A 22,715-nucleotide genomic window follows, 5' to 3' on the forward strand; every position below is an offset into this window, starting at 1 on the left:
GGAAACGCTGGCGTCTCCCTTCTCTGGCAACGATCAGCCCATCCGGTAGTTCGGTGGCTCTTTGGTGATCTGCACGTCGTGCACGTGGCTCTCGCGCTGGCCGGCGCCCGTGATGACCACGAACTTCGGCTTGCTGCGCATGTCCTCGATGGTCGCGCAGCCCACGTAGCCCATCGTGGCGCGCAGGCCGCCGACGAGCTGGTGGATGATGCCGCCGACCGAACCACGGTACGGCACGCGACCTTCGATGCCTTCCGGCACGAGCTTGTCGGCGTCGCTGGCGTCCTGGAAGTAGCGGTCCTTGGACCCCTTTTCCATCGCACCCAGGCTGCCCATGCCGCGGTAGCTCTTGTAGCTGCGGCCCTGGAACAGCTCGACTTCGCCCGGCGCCTCTTCGGTGCCCGCGAACAGGCCACCGATCATCACTGTCGACGCACCGGCGGCGATCGCCTTGCCGATGTCGCCCGAGTAGCGGATGCCGCCGTCGGCGATCAGCGGAATGCGGTCCTGCAATGCTTCGGCGACCATGTCGATCGCGGTGATCTGCGGCACGCCCACGCCGGCCACCATGCGGGTGGTGCAGATCGAACCCGGGCCCACGCCGACCTTCACCGCGTCCGCGCCGGCGTCCATCAATGCGAGCGCAGCGTCACCGGTGACGATGTTGCCGCCGATGACCTGCAGCTGCGGGAAGCGCTTCTTGACCCAGCTGACGCGATCCAGCACGCCCTGCGAATGACCGTGCGCGGTATCGACGATGATGACGTCCACGCCGGCGGCCACCAGCGCTTCGATGCGCTGGTCGGTATCGCCGCCGACACCCACCGCGGCACCGACGACCAGGCGGCTGGCGCTGTCCTTGGCGGCATTGGGGTTGTCGGTCTTCTTCTGGATGTCCTTGACGGTGATCAGCCCGCGCAGGTCGAAGGCGTCATTGACCACCAGCACCTTCTCGATGCGGTGCTTGTGCAGCAACTGCAGCACTTCGCCGTCGCTGGCGCCTTCGCGCACGGTGATCAGGCGATCCTTCTTGGTCATGATGTGGCGGACCGGATCGTCGAGCTTCGTTTCGAAGCGCATGTCGCGGCTGGTGACGATGCCGACCAACTGGCCGCCGTCCACCACCGGCACGCCGGAGATGTTGCGGGCACGGGTGAGCTTGAGCACTTCGGCGATGGTGGTTTCAGGTCCGACGGTGAAGGGCTCCTTGATGACGCCGGCTTCGAATTTCTTGACCTTGGCCACTTCGGCGGCCTGCTGCTCGACGGTCAGGTTCTTGTGCAGGATGCCGATGCCGCCCAGCTGGGCCATGGCGATGGCCAGGCGGGCCTCGGTGACCGTATCCATGGCGGCCGAGACGATCGGCAGCTTCAGCCGCAGGTCGCGCGTCAGGCGCGTCTCCAGACTGACATCCTTGGGCAGGACGGTGGAATGGGCGGGGACGAGGGAGACGTCGTCGTACGTCAGTGCTTCAGCCTGGATGCGCAGCATCGGCGGGCCCGGATAGTTGGGGAAGCGCGGCATTATACCCTGATCGGCGGGGCTTCCGGCTGCCGCCAAAGCCGGAACAATGCTTTCCCGCACACATCATCCGGGCACCTGTGGGAGCGACGTAAGTCGCGATGGGGGAGTCCGGGCACTTCATCGCGACTTGCGTCGCTCCCACGACCAGCAAAAAGTGGCGGCTCAGAGGCCCGCTTCGGCTGCTTCCAGCGTGTTCTGCATGAGCGTGGCGACGGTCATCGGCCCCACCCCACCCGGGACGGGGGTGATCCAGCTGGCGCGCTCAAAGGCCGCATCGAATCCCACGTCGCCGACCAGTCGGCCGTCATCCAGCCGGTTGATGCCGACGTCGATAACGACCGCGCCCGGCTTGACCCATTCGCCAGGGACCAGCCCCGGCTTGCCGGCCGCCACGACCAGGATGTCGGCATCGCCGACCCGGGCCTGCAGCACGTCGCGGGGGGTGAACTTGTGGCAACTGGTCACGGTGCAGCCGGCGATCAGCAGTTCCAGCGCCATCGGGCGGCCCACGTGGTTGCTGACGCCGACGATCGTCGCGTTGCGGCCGCGGACCGGCTGGTCGGTGTAGCCAAGCAAGGTGGTGATGCCGCGTGGCGTGCACGGGCGCAGACCGAACTGGCGCAGCGCCAGGTGGCCCACATTGGCCGGATGGAACCCGTCCACGTCCTTGTGCGGGTCGATGCGCTCGATCAGGCGGGTCGCGTCCGGAATGCCCGGCAGCGGCAGCTGGATGAGGATGCCGTGGATCTTGGCGTCGGCATTCAACTGGTCGATCAAGGCCAACAGTTGCGCTTCGGACGTGCCGGCCGCCAGGTCGTAGTCGAACGCCTCGATGCCGACCTTCTCGGCCGCGCGGCGCTTGTTGCGCACGTACACGGTCGAGGCCGGGTCGCCACCCACCAGCACCACGGCCAGGCCAGGCCGCGTCAAGCCGCCCGCGACGCGCGCGTCCACCCGGACCTTGAGTTCGTCCAGCAGGTTCTCGGCGATGCGGCGGCCGTCCAGGATTCGGGCAGTCATGGGAACGTGGGGTGTAGAGTCGGCGCGTATTGTCCCCGATTCCGGCATGGGTGTCTGTGCAAACCGCGCGATGCGCGCACCGGATGCCGTTTCGAACACCGGTTTCGCGACCGACATCGCGCCCACCTGCCCGTTCTGGATCAACCACCGATGACCGATACCACCGCCCTGGAAGCCGCCGCGTTCCGTCGCCTCCTCCAGCACCTCAACGAGGACCGCACCGATGTACAGAACATCGACCTGATGATCCTCGCGGGTTTCTGCCGCAATTGCCTCGCGGACTGGTACCGCGAGGCCGCCAACGCCGCAGGCGTGGCGATGGACAAGGAGCAAGCCCGCGAACATGTATATGGCATGCCCTTCGCCGACTGGAAGGCGCGCCACCAGCGCGAGGCGACGCCCGAGCAACTGGCCGCGTTCAAGGCCGCGCAGGAGCGGCATGGGTAGGCCGCAGCGGATGCTGGCCTGGGCCACCGCCGCCCTCCTCGCCACCTACATCGCGCTGTGTGCCCTGCTCTACCTGCAGCAGCGGCGACTGATCTATTACCCGCAGTTCACCCGGGTGGACGCCGCACAGACGGATTTCGCCCTGCCACGGCGCGGCGTGACGTTGCGCGGCTGGGTCGTGAATCCCGGTCAACGCGACGCCGTGCTGTACTTCGGCGGCAACGCGGAATCCGTGGACACCAACCGCGATGCATTCACCCGTGCGTTGCCCGCGCACACGGTCTACCTGGTGGCGTATCGGGGCTATGGCGCCAGTGACGGTGAACCGACGGAGGCCGATCTGCTCGCCGACGCGCTCGCCCTGCACGATGAGGTCGCCAGACGGCATCCCGCAGGGGAGATCGATGTAATCGGACGGAGCCTCGGCAGTGGCGTGGCCAGCTACGTTGCGTCCGAACGCAAGGTGCCGGCGCTGGTACTCGTGACGCCGTTCGACAGCCTGGCCGCCGTCGCACAGGCGCATTACCCGATGTTTCCCATACGGTTGCTGCTCAAGGATCGCTACGACTCGCGCGCGCGCCTTCCCCATCATCAGGGAATGCTGCTGGTCCTACGGGCAGGCCGCGACGCGGTCGTACCACCTCCGCATACCGATCGACTGCTCGATGTCTTTCCGGGGCGCGCTGACGTGGTCGACTTCCCCGCCGCCGGCCATGACGATCTGTCGCTGGACCCGGCCTACGAGGCGGCGCTCACGACCTTCCTGGAACCCCGCACCCACTGAGCGGGCCGGCTATTCCTCTTCTTCCTCGCCGATGATTTCGGCGGCTTCCTCGTTGAGGGCCTTCGCTTCACGCTTGGGCTTGGTGAACGGCGTCGGTGTGGGTTTGGTGTGCTTCGCATTGCCATACAGCGCCGGGATGCCGGATCGCAGGTCGCCACCGGCGATCTCGAGCTCCAGGCGCTCGGCGTCGCGCCGACGGATCTCCAGGGCAATGGCATCGGCATCCTCGCGTGCGATGCCGACGCTCATCAGCGCCGCCTTGCCGAACTCCACCGCGGACTCGAACGTTTCGCGGATCTGGTAGTCGACGCCTGCGCCGATCAGCGCCAGCGAATGCTCGCGGTCGAACGAGCGCACCAGCACGTGGGCCTGCGGGAACTCGTGCTTGACCAGTTCCACGATGCGGCTCGCGGCGTCCTTGTCGTCGATGCAGATGGCGATGGACTGCGCCGTCTGCGCACCGCAGGCACGCAGCACGTCGAGCCGCGTACCGTCGCCGTAGTAGATCTTGAAGCCGAACTCCTCGGCGCTGCGGATCATCTCGATGTCGGTATCGATGATGGTCACGTCCACGTCGCGTGCCAGCAGCGACTGGCTCATCACCTGGCCGAAGCGCCCGAAGCCGATGATCAGCACGCTGCCGCTCAGGCCCTTGGCCTCTTCGATCCCCTCCATCGACGGGGCATCGGGATGAGTGAAGCGGCGCAGCAGCAGCACGAACAAGGGCGTGAGCGCCATCGAAAGCACGACGATGGCGGTCAGGTTCGCATTGACGGTGGCATCGATGATCCCGGCCGAGGCCGCGGCGGCGAACAGCACGAACGCGAACTCGCCGCCCTGCGCCATCAGCACAGCGCGATCCAGCGCTTCAGCGTGCGGACTGCGCGTCATCCGCGCCACGACATAGATGCAGGCCGCCTTGACCACCATCATCGCCAGCACCGCGCCGACGATCAGCGGCCAGTTGCTCGCCACCACGCCGAGGTCCAGCGCCATGCCGACGCCCAGGAAGAACAGGCCCAGCAGGATGCCGCGGAAGGGCTCGATATCGGCTTCGATCTGGTGGCGGAACGTCGATTCGGACAACAGAACGCCGGCGAGGAAGGCACCCATCGCCATCGACAGGCCACCCAACTGCATCAGCAGCGCGGCGCCCAGCACGACCAGCAGCGCGGCTGCGGTCATCACCTCGCGGGCCTTGGCGGCGGCGAGGATGCGGAAGAACGGATTCAGCAGCCAGATGCCGGCGGCGATCAGACCGCCGAGCGACGCAGCCGCGATGCCGATCGACACCCAGCGGGAACCCTCCTCCGGCTGCGCCACCTGCGGCGACATGAAGGCGACCAGCACCAGCAGCGGCACGATCAGCAGGTCCTCGAACAGCAGTATCGAGACGACCTTCTGCCCATTCGGCAGCGCGACATCCCCGCGCTCGGCGAGCAACTGCATCACCACCGCCGTGGAGGTCAGCACGAAGCCCATGCCGCCGATGAAGGACACCGGCAGCGAATATCCGAAGACCAGGCCCACCCCCGTCAGCGACAGCGTGCATACCGCGATCTGCAGTGCTCCCAGGCCGAAGATCTGCTTGCGCAGGCTCCACAGGTGGCTCGGCCGCATTTCCAGGCCGATCACGAACAGGAACATCACCACGCCGAGTTCGGCGACGTGCAGGATGGATTGGGGGTCGGAGAACCACTTCAGGCCGAACGGGCCGATCGCCAGCCCGGCGGCCAGGTAACCGAGCACCGAGCCGAGGCCCAGTCGCCGGAAGATAGGCACCGCGACGACGGCGGCACCCAGCAGGGCGACGACACTGACCAGCTGGCTTGCACCGGATTCTGCGCTCATCCGGGGAGTCTACCGGAGGACTCCCGGCCCGCGTCTTCCGTCAGGAATCCGAACGCCGCGTCGCCGCGGCGTCCTGCCGCCGGTGGTAGGCCACCCACATCGTCGCCAGCACCATCACCGCCGTGGTGAGTGCGCCTGCGGTCAGCAGGTTGAGGCGCGGCAGCAGCGGCCACAGCGCCAGCAATGCTCCCATCCCGAGGGCCTGCGGCCACGGAAAGCGTCCGTGGACGACGCGCGAGAACCACGCATTGGCCAGCAGGTACACCAGCGGACCGGCAGCCACGACGGCGGCGTACCCGGCCTTCACCGGCTCCAGCGGATGCGCCACCACCAGGTCATCCGCCACTGCGCACACGATGACGCCGGCGATCAGCACCACATGGACGTAGTGGAAGTAGGCACCCAGCCGGCCCGGGTCGTCCGAATGCTCGATCACGTGTACGGCGTCGCCGCTTGAGGTGTCGAAGTACATCCACCACATGGCGACGCAACCGATGAACGACACCAGGAATGCGATCCACACCGCCAGTCCGGGATGGGCCGCATGGCCGAAAGATGCGCCCGTCGCCAGTACCGATTCGCCCAGCGCGATGATGACGAACAACTGGCAGCGTTCCGCCAGATGGCCGCCATCGATGGTCCAGTCCGACGTCTGCGAGCGTCCGAGACCCGGTACCGGAAAACCCGCCATCGGCGAGAGGTACTCGCAGCCCACCGCCAGCAACCACAGCATCAGGCGAGAAGACCCCTCGTTCACACCACCGGCGATCCACAGCGCGGCGGACACCAGCAACCAGCACAGCATGCGCAGGAAATTGGGGGTCAACGCATGCCCAGGATCCAGGCTGTACAGCACGGACAGGGTGCGCCCCACCTGGATGGCGGCAAAACTGCAGGCGAACAGCAGCCCCCGCTCGCCAAACGCGTCCGGGATGGCGGCGGACACCAGCAGGGCCAGCGCCATCAGCACCATCAGCATGGTGCGGATGACCAGATGCTCGGGATTGAACCAGTTGGTGACCCACGCGGTGTACTGCCACCCCAACCAGACCGCGAACCACAGCGTCGCCGTCTGCAGGACGCCGGGCCCCGACAGGTGCTTCAGCAGGTAGTGGGACAGCTGGGTGATGGCGAACACATAGACCAGGTCGAAGAACAGTTCAACGTTGGCCACGCGTGCGGGTTGCCCGGGCGTGCGGAGCAACGGATGCTGCGAGGTGCTCAAGCAGTCGACTCCCGGCAGGGGGGAAGATTCAGTGCTTCGTGGCCTTCCACGACAGCCACGCTCCCGTCGCCACCGGAACCGCGTAGATCAAGGCCTGGATGGGCAGCTCTTCCTGCAGCGAATAGCCGTGCGACATGCCGGTGCGCAGGTTCCACAGGACGGCGACGAGCCAGCCGACGCTGAAGACCGCCGCGACGGAGCGTCGCTTGGCCGGCTTTGCCAGCCACATCGCGATACCCACCAGCAGCAGACCGGCGAGGATGAAGATCAGGGTGCGCATCGATAAGGTCCTGTGCGGTGGCCGAGGGCCCGCTCCTACGTCAACGGAGGGGCGGACCCTCGGCATGGGCGGGCGGTAAGGGACCACCCGCCGCAGGGGTCACTTGGTGGTGTACCCGCCATTGATGAGCAGCGTCTGGCCCGTGATCCACCAGCCGTCGCTGACCAGGTGGCGGATGAAGGGCACGACATCCTCGATGTCGGTCAGGCCGGTCTTGCTGAAGGGCGACAGCGCGGCCGCCGACTTGTGGTACGCGACGGCGTCGGCGCCCTCTGCCGGATAGAAGAACGAGGTGTCCATCGGACCAGGGCCGATCGCAGTCACCGAGATGCCGCGCGCGCCGAACTCCTTCGCTGCCGCACGCGTGAAGTGCTCGACCGGTGCCTTCGTGCCCGCGTAGGAGGAATAGAACGGTGTGAACGCTCCGAGCAACGACGTCACCAGGGTGACCACCTTGCCGTTGTCGTTGACATGTCTGCCAGCCTCTTTCAGGAAGAAGAACGCCGCTTTTGCGTTGACCGCCGACATTGCGTCGTACTCGGCTTCCGAGATGTCGGTGATCGGCTTCTTCAATACCTTGCCGACCGTATTGATGGCGATATCCGGCCTGCCCACCATCGCGATGGCGTCGGCGAACAGGCGCTCGACGCCGCCCGCCGTGGTCAGATCGCCCTGGATCGCGACGGCGCGGGCGCCGGCATCGCGGACCGCGGCGATGGTCCTCTCGGCGTCGGCATGGGTCGCGTCGCTGTTGTAGTGGATCGCAACGGCGGCAGCGCCTTGCTGCGCGAGGTCACGGGCGATCAGGCCGCCGAGATTCTTGGCGCCTCCGGCGATCAGGGCGACCTTGCCCCGGATGGAATGATCAGTCATGGAAATGCTCCTGGCTTGGGACGGACCTTCGCGGCGATGCCCATCGACAGGGTGGGCAAGAGCGGCGAGGCGCGCCTAAGATGAGGTGAACGCATTCCGGCGGGCTTTCACGATGTCCCCTGCGCTATCAAATTCTCCGGCCTCGACTCACATTAATGACGCGCACGATGCCCACGCGACCGCCACTGATCCAGAACCCGGCCAGACGCCGCAGTACCGCGTGCTGGCGCAAGCGCACTGGCCGGGCGTGGAAGTGCTGCTGTGCAAGGAAGACATACGCCAACGCACGCTCTGGTCCATCGATGAGCCGCGTCACACCGTCATCGTCCATCTCGGCGGAACCATGCGCGAACTCGATACCGAGATCGAAGGAGTCGGCGCCACCCACATGCCTCCCTCGCCGGGCGACATCTGGCTGGTGCCTGCCGGAAAGCGCTATGCCAGCCAGGCATCCGGCCAGATCATCACGTACGCGGAGCTGCGCGTTTCGCCCACCGCCGAGGTGGACATGGGGACCGATCGCCGCGCCGCGATCGAGGGCCTGATGCCGCGACTCGGCCATCGCGATGAATTCCTGCACTACAGCGTCGCTCGCCTTGTACGGCTCAGCCAGCAGGGCGACGACCTGTCGGCGATGATGGCCGAGCGCCTGCAGCTGCTGCTGCGACAGCACCTCTACGACGCCTACCGGCTGCCGGCCACGCCGGTCACTTCGCCCGTCGTGCTGTCGCCGCACGTTGCACGGCGACTCAGCGACCACATCGAAACCGTCCTCGGTGAACGCATCGCACTGTCCACGCTCGCGGCGCTCGCCGGCATGAGCGTGCACCAGTTGCTCATCGCTTTCCGCCGCACGTTCGGCACCACGCCGGCGCAATACATCCTGGCGCAGCGGTTGCGCCGCGCACGCTGGTACCTGCTAAACCGGAACGATGACATCACCGCCATCGCCCTCGCGTGCGGCTTCGCCAGCCACAGCCACCTGAGCGCCGCGTTCAAGCGCGACGCGGGCATCACGCCCCGCCAGTTCCGCGATGGCCTGCGGATGCGCCCGCTGGACTGATCAGCTCGCCCGGCAGAATGCCGCGTAATCGATATAGCCGGGAAAGGGTCTCCCGGCGGCACACACGGGGCAGTCAGGATCGTGGCGCAGGCGGGTCTCGCGGAAGCGCATGGCCAGCGCATCGAAGTGCAGCAGCCGGCCCGCCAGCGTGTCACCGACCCCCAGCAGCAACTTGACCACTTCCGTGGCCTGCAGCAGGCCGATCACGCCGGGCAGCACGCCCAGCACGCCGGCTTCGGCGCAGTTCGGTGCGAATTCGGGCGATGGAGGCTCGGGGAACAGACAGCGATAGCAAGGTTGTTCGCCGCGATGGCGTCCCGCGTCGAACACGCTCACCTGGCCCTCGAAACGCTGCACGGCGCCATACACCAGCGGCTTGCCGAGCTTCACGCAGGCATCGTTGAGCAGGTAGCGGGCCGGGAAGTTGTCGGCGCCATCCAGCACGACGTCCACCCCTTCCAGCAGCCGTTCGACGTTGTCGGCGGTGACACGCTCCGCCACCGCGTCCACCTGCGTGCGCGGGTTGAGCGCCGCGAGCGTTGCCCGTGCCGAGGCGACCTTCGGCTCGCCGATGCGCGCCTCGGTGTGCAGGATCTGCCGCTGCAGGTTGCTGCGGTCGACCACATCATCGTCCGCGATCCGCAACTGCCCTACCCCGGCAGCCGCCAGGTAGAACGCGGCTGGCGAACCCAGACCGCCGGCACCGATCATCAGGACCCGCGACTTCTGCAGGCGTCGCTGGCCGGCGTCGCCGACCTCGGGCAGCAGCAGGTGCCGCGAATAGCGCTCGTTGAAATCACGCGCGTCCGCAGACATCGCAGGCACGACCATGGGACGATGCTCGTCCATCCAGCGCGACGTTCCGCCCGCGACGGAGGCCAGTCGGGTATAGCCCGCCGCTTCGAGTACGCGTGCCGTCTCCAGCGAACGGCCGCCTTTCTGGCAGATCAGCACGATGCTGGCAGCGCGGTCCGGAAGGTGCGCGGCGGGATCGCCTTCGAGTGCGGCTTTGGCGATGCCGCGCACGCCCTCGGCTTGCCCGCCGGCGCGCTCGTGCTCCTCGCGCACGTCGATGAACACACTGCCCTGCGCAAGCAGCGCGGCAACGTCCCGGGGATCGATTTCACGGATGGCCATGCGGCGATTATCGCGCAAGTCGCGGCGCGGTCGGCCTCAGCAGGCGATCACCTCGACGATGTCGCCGGCGCGATAGTCGCGCGCGCCTTCCGGCAGCACGATCAGGGCATTGCTGTCGGCCGCGCCCCGCAAGTGATGCGAGGCATCGGCCGCATTGGGCATGACCTGCAAGCGGCCATCCGCCGTGCTGGCCAGCCAACCGCGCAGGAACTCCAGGCGCTCGTGGGATTTCCGCCAGGGTGCTCCCAATACCGCTGTCCACTGCGTCCGGGGTTCGCGGCGACGCTGCATGCCGTCCAGCAGGCCGCGGCCGAGCGTCAGGAAGGTCGCCAGCACGGACACCGGATTTCCCGGCAGTGCCAGGAACAGCGCGCGATCCATTTCGCCGAACAAGACCGGCATGCCCGGCTTCATCCGCACCTTCCAGAAGTGGATGCGGCCATGCGCGGCAAGCAAGCCGGGGAGATGGTCCTTCTCGCCCGCGGACACGCCACCGCAGGTGATGACCACGTCGAACGCCGCCGCGGCATCGGCCAACAAGGTCTTCATGCGCTCCGGATCGTCAGGCAGCGACGGCCACGCGGTCGGCTCAAGACCTTCCGCCCGCAACAGCCCCATCAGCAGCTCGCGATTGCTGTTGTAGATCTGGCCGGGCGCCAACGCCAGGCCTGGCTCGACCAGTTCGTCGCCGGTGGTGAACACCGCAACGGTCGGGCGCTGGGCGACGGTGAGCGATGCGATGCCGAGGGCGGCGGCGAGCGACGCCCGCGCCGGCGTCAGCCATTGCCCGTGCTCGAGGACGCGTACGCCCGCAGGAACATCTTCGCCACTTGGACGGACGTCTGCGCCGCGGGCGATACCTGCCGGCACGCGGACAGCCCCACCTTCCTCGACGCAGTCTTCCTTGAGGGCGACCGTATCGACGCCCGCCGGCAACGGTGCGCCGGTGGTGATGCGGATGCATTCGCCGATGCCGACCACCAGGCTCTGCAGGCGACCCGCGAACTGTTCACCGATCAAGCGCAGCGACGTCGTGCCATCCCCGGCCAGACTGGCATGTGCGAACGCAAAGCCGTCCATGCGACTGTTGTCGAACGGGGGCAGCGCGATCGGCGAGATGATGTCTTCGGCCAGTATGCGGCCGCTGGCGCGCGTGACGGGTACGCGCTCGGCCTTCAGCATGCGGTTGGCGACGACGCTGCGGACGATCTCCGCAGCGGTGGCGAAATCGATGCGGGTCGGGTAGCCCGTCACTTGCCGCGCTTGACGTGCCGGATCAGGCGGCGCTTCTTGGCGATCTGCTTCTCGGTCAGCACGTTCTTCTTGCCTTCGTAGGGGTTCGCGCCCTCGCGGAAGACGAAACGCACGGGCGTGCCCACCAGTTTGAAGCGCTTGCGGAAGAAGTTCTCTAGGTAACGCTTGTACGACTCCGGCAGCACCTTCAGGCGCGTGCCGTGCACGATGAAGGTCGGCGGGTTCGCCCCGCCCGGATGCACATAGCGCAACTTGGAGACATGCCCGCGGATGCTGGGCGGCGGATTGGTCTCGTAGGCGATCTCGAGCGCCTTGTTGACTTCACTGGTGCCGAATTCCTTCGTGGCCGACGCATGCGCGCGATGGATGGCCTTGAACAGCTCGCGCAGCCCCGAACCGTGCAGCGCGGAGATGCGCACCACCTCGGCCCATTCCACGAATCCCAGCTTGCGGGCGAGCAACGCTTCGGCCTGTTCGCGCTGGTAGGCGGTCAGCCCGTCCCACTTGTTGATCGCCACCACCAGTGCGCGTCCGGCATCGAGCACCGCGCCGAGCACGCTGGCGTCCTGGTCGGTCACGCCTTCGGTCGCATCCAGCAGCAGTACGGCCACCTGGCATTGTTCGATGGCCTGCAGCGTCTTGACCACGCTGAACTTCTCGACCGCTTCTTCCACCTTGCCCTTGCGGCGCAGGCCCGCGGTATCGATGAGCCGGTACTGGCGACCGTCGCGCTCCATGTCCACGGCGATCGAATCGCGCGTGGTCCCCGGCACTTCGGAGGCGATCATGCGCTCCTCGCCCAGCAGCCGGTTCACCAGCGTGGACTTGCCGACGTTGGGACGGCCGACGAAGGCGATGCGCATGCGGTTCGGATCGTTGTCCAGGCCTGCCGTCGCGCCTTCCTCCGGCAGCCGCTGGTGCACCTCCTCCAGCAGGTCGTCGATACCCTGGCGGTGCGTGGCGGAAATGGTGATGACATCGGCGAAGCCGTAGCGCGCGAAGTCCGCGAGCGCGGTGGTCTCATTGATGCCATCGATCTTGTTGATGACCAGCAAGGTCGGACGGGCCGTCTTGCGAAGCCAGGCGAGGATCTCGTCGTCGAGCGCGGAAGCGCCTTCACGACCATCGACGATGAACAGGACCAGGTCGGCCTCTTCAGCCGCCGCACGCGCCTGTCGTGCCGTGGCGCCGGCCAGCCCCTCTTCTTCGCCGGCGATGCCGCCGGTATCGACGACCAGGAACGGGACGTCCTCGTCCAGGCGGCAGACGCCGTAATTGCGGTCGCGGGTCACGCCCGGCTGATCGTGCACCAGCGCGTCACGACTGCGCGTCAACGCATTGAACAGGGTGGATTTGCCAACGTTGGGACGGCCCACCAGGGCGACGAGGGGCAACATGCAGGGAGCAACCGTGAGGAATGAGGGGCGCCGGGCGCCCGGCATCGCGCGGAAGGCGCGACCGGTCCGGTCAGGCAAGGGGCGACCATGGTATCGGAATACGCCCCCCTCCGCGAAAAAGGGCCGCAATGCGGCCCTTTTCGTCTACGAGGGGGAGGTGGCGTGGCCACTCCCCCTGATGGATCACTTGAAGCCGAAGGCCGTCAGCCCGCCTTCCACGTCCTGGACCACCAGGATCCCGTCTGCGGCGACCGGCTTGCCTCGGATGGCCTTGCCGCCCACGCGCGCGCGCGCCGCCACTTCGCCGTTGTCCGTCTTCAGCCAGTGAAGATAACCGTCGTAATCGCCTACCACGGCGTAGTCGCCGTGCATCGTCGGGGCGGTGAGCGAGCGGCGTGCCAGCGTAGTGTTGGACCACAGGGCACTGCCGCTGTATTTGTCGAGCGCCCATACCGTTCCGGCAGGATCCGACACGAGGACGGCGCTGCTGGTCACCGCCAGCCCGCCGACGCCGCCGTTGTCGCGCGTCCAGAGCGGACGGCCGGAGGGCCCTTCGATCGCGACCGTTTCCTTCTTGTAGCTGGTCGCGTACAGCGTGGTGCCTTCGAGCACCGGCGCACCATCGACATCCGCCATGCGCTCAAGTTCGCTGCGCCCTTCCGGCGTGCCGACCGTCTGGGTCCACATCGACCGGCCATCGCTCGCCGAAAGCGCGGTGACCGTGCCGTCGTCGCCCGCCGTGAACACGATGCCAGGGCCGACGACCAACGGCGCATTGCCGCGCACGGTCAGGCTGGGAAGTTCGTTCGTCCAGAACCAGCGGCGTTCGCCCGTATCCGCCGCCAACGCCGTCACGCGCCCATCGTTGCTGCGGACGAACACCACGCCGTCGCCGACGACGGGCGCCGCGATGACTTCGTTCGGCACCTTGGCCTGCCACTTCTCGGCGCCCGTGGCCGCATCCAGTGCGATCACCTGGCCATCGAGGGTGCCCACGACGACCAGGCCGTTCCCCGCACCGGGCCCGCCGGACAGGCGCAGGTCGGACTTGTACTGCCATGCCTGCTTGCCGGACTGCAGGTCGAAGGCGCGTACGCCGCCCTCCACGGCGGCGGCATAGACGCGGCCACCATCGACCACGGGGGCCTGCTGCAGGCCAAGGCGTTTTTCGCCCTTGCCCACATTGGCGCTCCACAGTTTCGCGACCGTCACGGTGGGCGTCACGTCAACGAGTTCAGCCGGTTCGACCGGCTTCTCGCCTTCCTTGTCCTTGCCGGAGAACCAGCCCTTGACGGTGCTGCAGCCACCGAGTGCCGCAACGAGCGCGGCGGCGGCGGCCAGACGGACGACCGGGGAAATCGGGCGCATCATGCCGCACCCCCCGACTTCGGCGGCGTGCCGCCGGCGTCGATCAGCTTGAGTTCGACCAGCCTGCGCTGCGGAGAAACCGCATCCAGCGTCGTGAGCGCGCGGGTATAGGCCTCCTGCGCCTCTTTCACCTTGCCCGTCGCAAGCAGCGCATCGCCGCGCACTTCCAGACTCGAGGCATCGTCTGCCTTGGCGAGCAAGGTCAGTGCTTCATCATGTTTGCCGGCGTCGATCAGCAGCCGCGCCAGGCGCAGGTTGACCAACGGACGGAGCGCCTCATCGGGCGTCAGCGCGCGCAGGGTGGCGATGGCGGCATCGCGCTCACCCGCCTGGAGCTGCGCCTTCGCCAATTGAAGGCCGGCCGCGTCCGCATAAAGTTCGTCTGCCTTGACCAGCGCATCCACCGCGCCCGCCGCCTGCTTCAGATCTCCCTTGGCGAGACCTTCGACGGCCGTCTGGTAACCCTGGTAGGCCTGTTCCTGCTTGGCGGCCCGATCCTTCTGCCACCACTGCCAGCCCAGAATCACGCCGAGGCCGAGGACCACGCCGCCCAGCAGGCCGGCACCGTTGCTCCTCAGCCAGCTGCGGACACGTTCGCTTTGTTCGTGCTCGTCGAGCAGATCATCAATCGCCATGCGCTCTCTTGCCCCGTCTCATGCGGGGTCTCGGTCTAGGTTGGACAGACCCGCACGCGGGTCAGTCAACGACCGGCGCCAGGGAACCCTCAGAGGATACCGTAAAGCGTGCAACGTTCGCTCGCTGGTACGGCGCCAAGTCCACCGTACTCCCGGCTTGCTGAACCTCGACCGCCGTCGCGTCGCCCAGTTTTACGCGCCCGACTTCGCCCTGCGCATAACGACGCTCTTCGCCTGCACGCAGCAATGCGTGCTCGACCTTGCGACCGTCGGGTGCATTCACTTCCACCCAGCTGTCGCCCTTGAACGTCAAGGTCAACCACGACGGCGCAGCGCGCGGCACCGGAGTCAGGGACGCGACATAAGGCGCAGCGTGCGGCCGACTGGCGGGCGCAGAAACCTCTGCGCCTGCTTCACCGGAGCGGTTGGACGCCGGAACGACATCCAGCGAGGCCGTTGCCGCATCGGGGCCAGGCCCCGCGGTGGGTCGCAGCGCCATCCACACCGGGGTGGCGATCACCAGGGTCAGCACGACATAGACGGCACGCCGCTTGAAACTCTCGAACACGTACTGGACGCGGGGCGTATGCGAATGGCTGACCAGTTCGGCCGGCCTGGACACCACGGCGTCCGCCTGCTGCAGGAACGGCTCGACGTCCACCTTCAGAAGTCGGCCATAGCTGCGCAATTGCCCGCGCACGAACACCGCGCCACCGGACTGCTCCCACTGGCCGGCCTCGAGCGCCTGAAGCACCTTCACCGGCATCTTGAGCCGCGTACTGGCCTCCTGAACCGACAGGCCGGCCTGCTCGCGTGCCTGCTTCAACGCCTCGCCGCACCCCTGCGACGGAGACACATCCCCGACTACCGATTGCATCATGGCCCTGCATTTCCCCCAGAATTGACGTCCTGCGCGTCGGGGAACTCCGCCCGAATCCGCTGAACATATCGACTGGCAGCGGCCTTGTCGCCGAGTCTTTCTTCAATTTGTGATGCGAGTTTCAACACCGCCGGGCTGGCCGGGCCAGCCGCAAGCCTGCGCTCCACGAACGCGCGGGCCGACAGGTACTGCTGGCGACGGAACTCGAGCTCGGCCATGGCTTCCAGCGACACGGCGTTCGCGGAATCCATGGCCAGCGATTGACGCAGGTCGCGCGACGCGCGCTCCACTTGGCCCGCCTTCAGCGCGCAGCTTCCGGCGTTCGCCAGTGCGGCGGCCGGCGTCGCATAGCCGGGCGCCTGGACCGCACGATCGAACCAGACGAGCGACTCCGCCGCAAATCCGTTGGCGCACAGCCAAGTGCCATAGTTGTTCTGTGTCGACCCATCGCGGGGCGCCACGTCAGCCGCACGCCGATAGAGCTCCCCTGCACTCTGCAGGCGCCCCTGGCGATCCTCGCTCACGGCCAGGAGGGTAAGCGCATCCGCCGAACCCGGATCGAGCTTCAGCGCGGCGCGGGCTTCCTTCCCGGCAGCCTCGAACTCGCCTGCCTGCAACCGTTGCATCGAACGGGCAAGGATCGTGTGAACCGCTTGGCGGCGCTTGACCTCGGGACTGTCCCGAACCGCGTAGTCCTCTACCTCTTCCTGACCCGCCAACTGGCCCATCTTGCCTTTCGGGCGAACGAAGGTCAGGCGGCTGCAGGCGGTCGCCAGCAGGATGGGAATCAGCAGCAGGCAGAGCGCCTTATGCCGCATCGTCGATGCCCTGTTCCTGCAACTGGCGCCGGAACTCGGCTTGGCGGCGCGTGCGATCCATCACCTGCCCCTTCAGCTGACCGCAGGCGGCGTCGATGTCGTCGCCGCGCGTCCTGCGCACCATCGTCAGCACCTGCGCGTCGAGCAGCAGCTTCTGGAACGCACGGATGTCTTCTTCCGGCGCGCGCTCGTAGCGCGTTCCGGGGAATGGATTGAACGGGATGAGATTGACCTTGCCGGCGTCCTTCAACTGCGCGGCGTTGCTGAACTTGCGCATCAGCTGCGCGAGCTGGCGCGCGTGTTCGGGCTGGTCGTTCACGCCTTTCATCAGGGTGTATTCGAACGTCACCGAATCGCGCTTCTTGTTCGCACGCAGGTAGCGCACACAGGACGCCATCAGCTCGGCGATCGGGTACTTCCTATTGAGCGGCACCAGCTGTTCACGCAGCGCATCGTTGGGCGCATGCAGCGAGACGGCCAGCGAAACGTCGGTTTCGGTGGACAGACGATCGATCATAGGCACCAGGCCGGACGTCGAGAGCGTAACGCGCTTGCTCGCCAAGCCATAACCCAGGTCGTCGCGCATGATGTTCATCGCGCGCACGACGTTGTCGAAATTCAGCAGCGGCTCGCCCATCCCCATCATCACGACGTTGGTGAGGCGACGGTTCTGCGCAGGCACGTTGCCCAGATGCCGCGCCGTCACCCATACCTGGCCGATGATCTCGGCGGTGGTGAGGTTGCGGTTGAAGCCCTGCGTGGCCGTCGAGCAGAACGTACAGTTGAGGCCACAGCCCACCTGCGACGAAACGCACAGCGTGCCGCGGTTCTTGTCGGGGATATAGACGGTTTCGACGGCGTTCTTGCCATCCACGCCCATACCCAGCAGCCACTTGTGTGTGCCATCCGACGAGGGCTTGTCGAACACCACCTGCGGTACGACGACCTCGGCATGTTCCTGCAGTTTCGCGCGCAGGTTCTTGCCGAGATCGGTCATCTGATCGAAATCGGTGACGTACCGATGGTGGATCCATTTCATCACCTGGTGCGCGCGGAACTTCTGCTCGCCGAGCTTGCCGACGAAGAACTGTTCCAGTCCTTCGCGGTCAAGGTCCATCAGGTTCTGCTTCGCAGACACGGGCACGCCGATGGCCACGGACGGAGCGTCCGTGGCCAGTTTCAACTCGATCGGCGGCAGTTCGTGGCTGCTCATCGCATGTCGCTCAGCGCGAAAACACTTCAGTGGCGGCGAAGAAGTATGCGATCTCGATGTTGGCGTTCTCGACCGAGTCCGAACCGTGCGCGGCATTGGCGTCGATCGAATCGGCGAAGTCGGCGCGGATCGTGCCCGGCGCAGCGTCCTTCGGATTGGTCGCGCCGAGGATGTCGCGATGCTTCAGCACGGCGTTCTCGCCTTCCAGCACCTGGATGGCGACCGGCCCGGAGATCATGAATTCGACCAGCGCGTTGAAGAACGGACGCTCGCGGTGCACGGCGTAGAAGCCTTCCGCTTCACGACGCGACAGGTGCTTCATCTTCGAGGCGACGATCTTCAGGCCGTTCTTTTCGAAGCGGGCATAGATTTCGCCGATGACGTTCTTGGCGACTGCATCGGGCTTGACGATCGACAGGGTGCGCTCCAGCGCCATGGGGATTATCTCCGTTGGGCGGGCCACTGAAGACCCGAGGTTAACATGAAAAACCCGCGTCGAAACGCGGGCTTAGACCAGAAAGCGTAGCGAGATTCTAACGTATCCGGCCGCGGCTTGCAGCCGCCCGGGGAGGAATTGCTGCCGCGCAGCATGACAGCCCGGGGCGCCCCACCGACAATGAGTCAAACAAGCGTTTGATTCAGTCCCGGAGGCGTCATGGGCGGCACCACGCATTTTTCCACCAAGGAGCGGATCCTGGGCGCAGCGGAAGAGCTGTTCGCCCAGCACGGATTCGCAGGCACGTCCCTGCGGCAGGTCACCAGCCGCGCGGACGTCAATATCGCCGCGGTCAACTACCATTTCGGCAGCAAGGAGAACCTGGTCAATGAGGTCTTCCGCCGCCGCATGGACGACATGACCGCTGCGCGCCTGACGCTGCTGGAAAAAGCGCTCGTCGAGCACCCGGGTGCACTGGAGCCCATCCTGGCGGCGTTCGTCGAACCGGCCCTGGCCCTCGCCCAGGACCGCCACGGCGGCGGGGCCTTCGTGCGCGTGATCGCCCGCGCCTACGCCGAGAAGAACGATGGCCTGCGGAAGTTCCTTTCCGATCATTACGGCCACGTGTTGCGTGAATTCGGCAAGGCCATCGCCGCCTGCGTGCCGGGCCTGAGCAAGGAAGAGCTGTACTGGAGATTGGACTTCTTCTCCGGCGCCCTGACCTACGCCATGGCCGATTTCGGCCTGATCAAGCGCCCCACGGGCGTGACCGAGGCGGCGCATCGTGAACGCGCCGCCCGCGAACTCATCCGCTTCGCCGAGGCCGGCCTGCGCGCCGACCACACCTGACACCCCCGCAATCCGAGGAAATTCCATGTCCAACCCCCTGCTAGTTCGCAAGGCGGCCGTGCTGGGCGCCGGCGTGATGGGCGCCCAGATCGCCGCGCACCTGACCAATGCCGGCGTCGACACCGTGCTGTTCGACCTGCCCGCCAAGGACGGCCATCCCGACGGCATCGTGCAGAAAGCCATCGCCAACCTGGCCAAGCTCAGCCCCGCGCCTCTCGCCAGCAAGTCGCTGGCGGAAGCGATCACCCCTGCGAACTACGAGACCGGCCTGGAGCACCTCAAGGGCTGCGACCTGATCATCGAAGCGATCGCCGAACGCATGGACTGGAAGCAGGAGCTGTACAGGAAGATCGCGCCGTTCGTGGCCGACCACGCCGTCCTGGCCAGCAACACCTCGGGCCTGGGCATCAACAAGCTGGCGGAAGTCCTTCCCGAACAACTCCGCCATCGCTTCTGTGGCGTGCATTTCTTCAACCCGCCCCGCTACATGCACCTGGCCGAGCTGATTCCGGCGAAGTCCACCGACGCCTCGGTGCTGGAAGGCCTCGAGACCTTCCTCACCACCACCCTCGGCAAGGGCGTCGTGTACGCCAAGGACACCCCGAACTTCATCGGCAACCGCATTGGCGTGTTCTCGATCCTGGCCACCGCCCACCACACCGGTGAGTTCAAGCTGGGCTTCGACGAAGTGGACGCGGTTACCGGTCCGCTGATCGGCCGGCCGAAGTCGGCGACCTATCGCACCTCGGATGTCGTCGGACTGGACACCATGGCCCACGTCATCAAGACGATGGCCGACACCCTGCCGGACGATCCGTGGCACGCCTACTTCAAGTCCCCGAAGTGGCTCGAGGCCCTGATCGCCAAGGGCGCGCTGGGCCAGAAGACCGGTGCCGGCATCTTCCGCAAGGTCGGCAAGGACATCGTGGTCCTCGACCTGGAGAAGCAGGACTACCGCGCGTCCGACCGCACCGCAGCGCCGGAGGTGGTCGAGATCCTGAAGATCAAGAACCCGGCCGAGAAGTTCGCGAAGCTGCGCGAGAGCCAGCACCCGCAGGCGCAGTTCCTTTGGGCGGTGTTCCGGGACCTGTTCCACTACAGCGCCTACCACCTCGCCGACATTGCCGAGACTGCGCGCGACGTCGACCTGGCCATCCGATGGGGCTACGGCTGGTCGCTGGGGCCGTTCGAGACCTGGCAGGCCGCCGGTTGGAAACAGATTGCCCAGTGGATCGCCGACGACATCGTGGCCGGCAAGGCCATGAGCAGCGCCCCGCTGCCGAACTGGGTGTTCGACGGCCGCGAGGGCGTGCATGCCCCCGAAGGCAGCTACAGCCCCGCGAAGAATGCCAAGCTCCCGCGCTCCGCCCTGCCGGTGTACCAGCGCCAACGTTTCCCGGATCCGCTGCTGGGCGAGGTGTTCCCGCAGGGCGAGACCGTCTTCGAGAATGACGGTGTCCGCCTGTGGACCGACGGCGACGGCATCGGCGTGATCAGCTTCAAGACCAAGATGCACACCGTGTCCGACGCGGTGCTGGCCGGTGTGCAGGAATCGGTCGCGATCGCCGAGCGTCGCTTCAAGGGCCTGGTGATCTGGCAGCCGAAGGAGCCCTTCTCCGCCGGCGCCGATCTGGACGGTGCGCTGGGCGCGCTGCAGGCCGGCAAGATCGCCGAGTTCGAAGCGATGGTGGCCAACTTCCAGGCCACCAGCCAGGCCATCAAGTACTCGCTGGTGCCGGTCGTGGCCGCCGTGCGTGGTCTCGCCCTGGGCGGTGGCTGCGAGTTCCAGATGCACAGTGCGCGCACCGTGGCGCACCTCGAAAGCTATATCGGCCTGGTCGAAGCGGGCGTGGGTCTGCTGCCCGCCGGCGGTGGCCTGAAGGAACTCGCCGTACGGGCGTCGCAAGCCGCCGGTCCGGGCGGCGACGTCTTCGCCGAATTGAAGAAGACCTTCGAAACCATCGCAATGGCCAAGGTCTCCGCCTCCGCCGTCGAGGCCAAGGAACTGGGCCTGATGCGCGCGGGCGACAAGGTCGCCTTCAATGCCTACGAGCTGCTCCACATCGCCAAGCAGGAAGCGCTGGCGCTGGCCGAGACCGGCTACCGCCCGCCCCTGCCCGCCCGCCGCATCCAGGTGGCCGGCGACGTCGGCATCGCCACCTTCAAGATGATGCTGGTGAACATGCTGGAAGGCCGCTTCATCAGCCCCTACGACTACGAGATCGCGGTTCGCATCGCCACCGTGCTGTGCGGCGGCGAAGTGGATCGCGGCGCTGTGGTCGACGAGGAGTGGCTGCTCACGCTGGAACGCAAGCACTTCGTCGAACTGGCCCAGCAGGAAAAGACACAGGCCCGCATCGCGCACATGCTGAAGACCGGCAAGCCGCTGCGTAACTGACCGACGACGACACAGGACACCGAGACATGAGCAAGCAAGTACAAGAAGCCTATATCGTCGCCGCCACCCGCACGCCGGTCGGCAAGGCGCCCAAGGGCGTGTTCCGCAACACCCGCCCGGACGACATGCTGGCGCACGTGCTGAAGTCGGTCGTGGCGCAGGCCCCGGGCATCGACGTCAATCGCATCGACGACGCGATCATCGGCTGCGCGATGCCGGAGGCCGAGCAAGGCATGAACGTGGCGCGCATCGGCCTGCTGTTGGCCGGCCTGCCGAACACGATCGCTGCGCAGACCATCAACCGCTTCTGCTCGTCCGGCCTGCAGGCCGTGGCGATGGCGGCGGACCAGATCCGGCTCGGCAACGCCGACCTGATGCTCGCCGGCGGTACCGAGAGCATGAGCATGGTGCCGATGATGGGCAACAAGATCGCCATGGCGCCCAGCGTGTTCGACAACGACCACGTGGCCATCGCCTACGGCATGGGCATCACCGCCGAGAAAGTGGCGGAAGAGTGGAAGATCTCGCGCGAAGACCAGGATGCGTTTGCCGTGGCTTCGCACCAGAAGGCCCTGGCAGCGCAGGCCGCGGGCGAGTTCCGGGACGAGATCAGCGCCTATGAAGTGATCTCGCGCCAGCCAGACCTCGCCGGCAACACGGTGCGCCTGAAGAAGCTGCTGGTCGAACAGGACGAGGGCCCGCGCGCCGATACGTCGCAGGAGGGCCTGGCGAAGCTGCGTACCGTGTTCCGCAACCCGCAGTTCGGCGGCACCGTCACCGCGGGCACGTCGTCGCAGATGAGCGACGGTGCAGCCGGCGTGCTGCTCGCCTCCGAGCAGGCGATCAAGGATTACGGTCTGACTCCGCTGGCACGCTTCGTCAGCTTCTCGGTCGCCGGCGTGCGCCCGGAAGTGATGGGCATCGGCCCGATTGCGGCGATTCCGAAAGCCCTGAAGCAGGCAGGCCTGACGAAGGACCAGTTGGACTGGATCGAACTCAACGAAGCCTTTGCCGCGCAGGCACTGGCCGTGATCCGTGACAGCGAACTGGATGCCTCGAAGATCAACCCGCTCGGCGGCGCGATCGCTCTGGGCCACCCGCTGGGTGCCACCGGCGCCATCCGCACCGCAACGATCGTGCACGGCATGCGTCGCCACCAGAAGAAGTACGGCATGGTCACCATGTGCATCGGTACGGGCATGGGTGCAGCAGGGATCTTCGAATCGCTGTAAGCCGCGTCTTCAAGGCAGAAATGGAAATGGC

General features: G+C 66.6%; 21 protein-coding genes. 6 read left to right on the forward strand and 15 right to left on the reverse strand.

All coding sequences use genetic code 11. The features are described from left to right. Nucleotides 1-33: 33 nt before the first annotated feature. Together guaB and folD are read right to left on the reverse strand one after the other, a co-directional pair. Entirely contained in the window at nt 34-1,491 is a 1,458-nt protein-coding gene (gene guaB / locus ACSQ19_RS17410; protein ID WP_056878680.1) for an IMP dehydrogenase, read from the reverse strand. A 195-nt stretch (nt 1,492-1,686) separates the two neighbouring features. After that, nucleotides 1,687-2,544, reverse strand: a complete 858-nt coding sequence (folD, locus tag ACSQ19_RS17415) for a bifunctional methylenetetrahydrofolate dehydrogenase/methenyltetrahydrofolate cyclohydrolase FolD (protein WP_435998755.1) — start codon at nt 2,542-2,544, stop codon at nt 1,687-1,689. A 150-nt stretch (nt 2,545-2,694) separates the two neighbouring features. Between folD and ACSQ19_RS17420 the strand changes: the two genes are divergently transcribed. Both ACSQ19_RS17420 and ACSQ19_RS17425 read left to right on the forward strand, forming a co-directional pair. Next, nucleotides 2,695-2,991: a DUF1244 domain-containing protein gene (locus ACSQ19_RS17420; protein ID WP_435998757.1), complete on the forward strand. Its 297-nt coding sequence runs from the start codon at nt 2,695-2,697 to the stop codon at nt 2,989-2,991. Beyond that, entirely contained in the window at nt 2,984-3,775 is a 792-nt protein-coding gene (locus ACSQ19_RS17425; RefSeq protein ID WP_435998759.1) for an alpha/beta hydrolase, read from the forward strand. The genes ACSQ19_RS17420 and ACSQ19_RS17425 overlap by 8 nt, the downstream gene beginning before the upstream one ends. Before the next feature lie 9 nt (nt 3,776-3,784). On the opposite strand, the gene ACSQ19_RS17430 is transcribed toward ACSQ19_RS17425, so the two are convergent. The 4 genes from ACSQ19_RS17430 to ACSQ19_RS17445 form a co-directional block, all read right to left on the reverse strand. Continuing rightward, entirely contained in the window at nt 3,785-5,626 is a 1,842-nt protein-coding gene (locus tag ACSQ19_RS17430) for a monovalent cation:proton antiporter-2 (CPA2) family protein (protein WP_435998761.1), read from the reverse strand. Between the two features lie 40 nt (nt 5,627-5,666). Further along, nucleotides 5,667-6,851: a low temperature requirement protein A gene (locus ACSQ19_RS17435; protein ID WP_435998763.1), complete on the reverse strand. Its 1,185-nt coding sequence runs from the start codon at nt 6,849-6,851 to the stop codon at nt 5,667-5,669. A 28-nt stretch (nt 6,852-6,879) separates the two neighbouring features. Further along, entirely contained in the window at nt 6,880-7,131 is a 252-nt protein-coding gene (locus ACSQ19_RS17440) for a hypothetical protein (protein WP_435998765.1), read from the reverse strand. Between the two features lie 99 nt (nt 7,132-7,230). Continuing rightward, nucleotides 7,231-8,004: an SDR family oxidoreductase gene (locus ACSQ19_RS17445; protein WP_299346974.1), complete on the reverse strand. Its 774-nt coding sequence runs from the start codon at nt 8,002-8,004 to the stop codon at nt 7,231-7,233. 220 nt (nt 8,005-8,224) lie between these two features. On the opposite strand from ACSQ19_RS17445, the gene ACSQ19_RS17450 reads away from it, so the two are divergent. After that, nucleotides 8,225-9,067, forward strand: a complete 843-nt coding sequence (locus tag ACSQ19_RS17450) for a helix-turn-helix transcriptional regulator (RefSeq protein WP_435998767.1) — start codon at nt 8,225-8,227, stop codon at nt 9,065-9,067. Here ACSQ19_RS17450 and moeB read toward each other — a convergent pair whose 3' ends face one another. The 9 genes from moeB to ndk form a co-directional block, all read right to left on the reverse strand. Next, entirely contained in the window at nt 9,068-10,222 is a 1,155-nt protein-coding gene (moeB, locus tag ACSQ19_RS17455) for a molybdopterin-synthase adenylyltransferase MoeB (protein ID WP_435998769.1), read from the reverse strand. Between the two features lie 18 nt (nt 10,223-10,240). Next, nucleotides 10,241-11,458, reverse strand: a complete 1,218-nt coding sequence (locus ACSQ19_RS17460) for a molybdopterin molybdotransferase MoeA (protein WP_435998771.1) — start codon at nt 11,456-11,458, stop codon at nt 10,241-10,243. Continuing rightward, nucleotides 11,455-12,855, reverse strand: a complete 1,401-nt coding sequence (gene der, locus ACSQ19_RS17465; protein WP_435998773.1) for a ribosome biogenesis GTPase Der — start codon at nt 12,853-12,855, stop codon at nt 11,455-11,457. The genes ACSQ19_RS17460 and der overlap by 4 nt, the downstream gene beginning before the upstream one ends. 183 nt (nt 12,856-13,038) lie before the next feature. After that, a complete protein-coding gene (bamB, locus tag ACSQ19_RS17470; protein WP_435998775.1) occupies nt 13,039-14,223 on the reverse strand; it encodes an outer membrane protein assembly factor BamB in 1,185 nt (394 codons plus the stop codon). Next, nucleotides 14,223-14,858, reverse strand: coding sequence for a YfgM family protein (locus ACSQ19_RS17475; RefSeq protein ID WP_299346964.1), 636 nt, complete (start codon nt 14,856-14,858; stop codon nt 14,223-14,225). The genes bamB and ACSQ19_RS17475 overlap by 1 nt, the downstream gene beginning before the upstream one ends. Before the next feature lie 61 nt (nt 14,859-14,919). After that, entirely contained in the window at nt 14,920-15,735 is an 816-nt protein-coding gene (locus ACSQ19_RS17480; protein WP_435998778.1) for a helix-turn-helix domain-containing protein, read from the reverse strand. Further along, complete coding sequence (pilW, locus tag ACSQ19_RS17485) at nt 15,735-16,466, reverse strand: type IV pilus biogenesis/stability protein PilW (RefSeq protein ID WP_436001019.1); 732 nt, start codon at nt 16,464-16,466, stop codon at nt 15,735-15,737. Before pilW ends, ACSQ19_RS17480 begins: the two co-directional genes overlap by 1 nt. Nucleotides 16,467-16,545: 79 nt before the next feature. Then, on the reverse strand, nt 16,546-17,769 hold the full coding sequence (rlmN, locus tag ACSQ19_RS17490; protein ID WP_296282322.1) for a 23S rRNA (adenine(2503)-C(2))-methyltransferase RlmN: 1,224 nt from the start codon (nt 17,767-17,769) through the stop codon (nt 16,546-16,548). 10 nt (nt 17,770-17,779) lie between these two features. After that, entirely contained in the window at nt 17,780-18,205 is a 426-nt protein-coding gene (gene ndk, locus ACSQ19_RS17495; protein ID WP_162337947.1) for a nucleoside-diphosphate kinase, read from the reverse strand. Nucleotides 18,206-18,424: 219 nt separating this feature from the next. Between ndk and ACSQ19_RS17500 the strand changes: the two genes are divergently transcribed. Genes ACSQ19_RS17500 through ACSQ19_RS17510 form a run of 3 tightly spaced genes read left to right on the forward strand, consistent with a single transcriptional unit; the run spans nt 18,425 to nt 22,684 of the window. Then, nucleotides 18,425-19,054 (forward strand): TetR/AcrR family transcriptional regulator, encoded by a 630-nt coding sequence (locus ACSQ19_RS17500; protein ID WP_296282326.1) that lies wholly within the window; start codon nt 18,425-18,427, stop codon nt 19,052-19,054. 25 nt (nt 19,055-19,079) lie between these two features. After that, on the forward strand, nt 19,080-21,452 hold the full coding sequence (locus ACSQ19_RS17505) for a 3-hydroxyacyl-CoA dehydrogenase/enoyl-CoA hydratase family protein (RefSeq protein WP_435998782.1): 2,373 nt from the start codon (nt 19,080-19,082) through the stop codon (nt 21,450-21,452). A 26-nt stretch (nt 21,453-21,478) separates the two neighbouring features. Next, nucleotides 21,479-22,684 carry an acetyl-CoA C-acyltransferase gene (locus tag ACSQ19_RS17510; RefSeq protein WP_435998784.1) on the forward strand — a complete coding sequence of 402 codons (1,206 nt, stop codon included), beginning with the start codon at nt 21,479-21,481 and terminating at the stop codon, nt 22,682-22,684. Nucleotides 22,685-22,715 lie beyond the last annotated feature (31 nt).

Origin of the sequence: Pseudoxanthomonas sp. LjRoot127 (genome assembly GCF_964253495.1) — a bacterium.
GTDB lineage: Bacteria > Pseudomonadota > Gammaproteobacteria > Xanthomonadales > Xanthomonadaceae > Pseudoxanthomonas_A.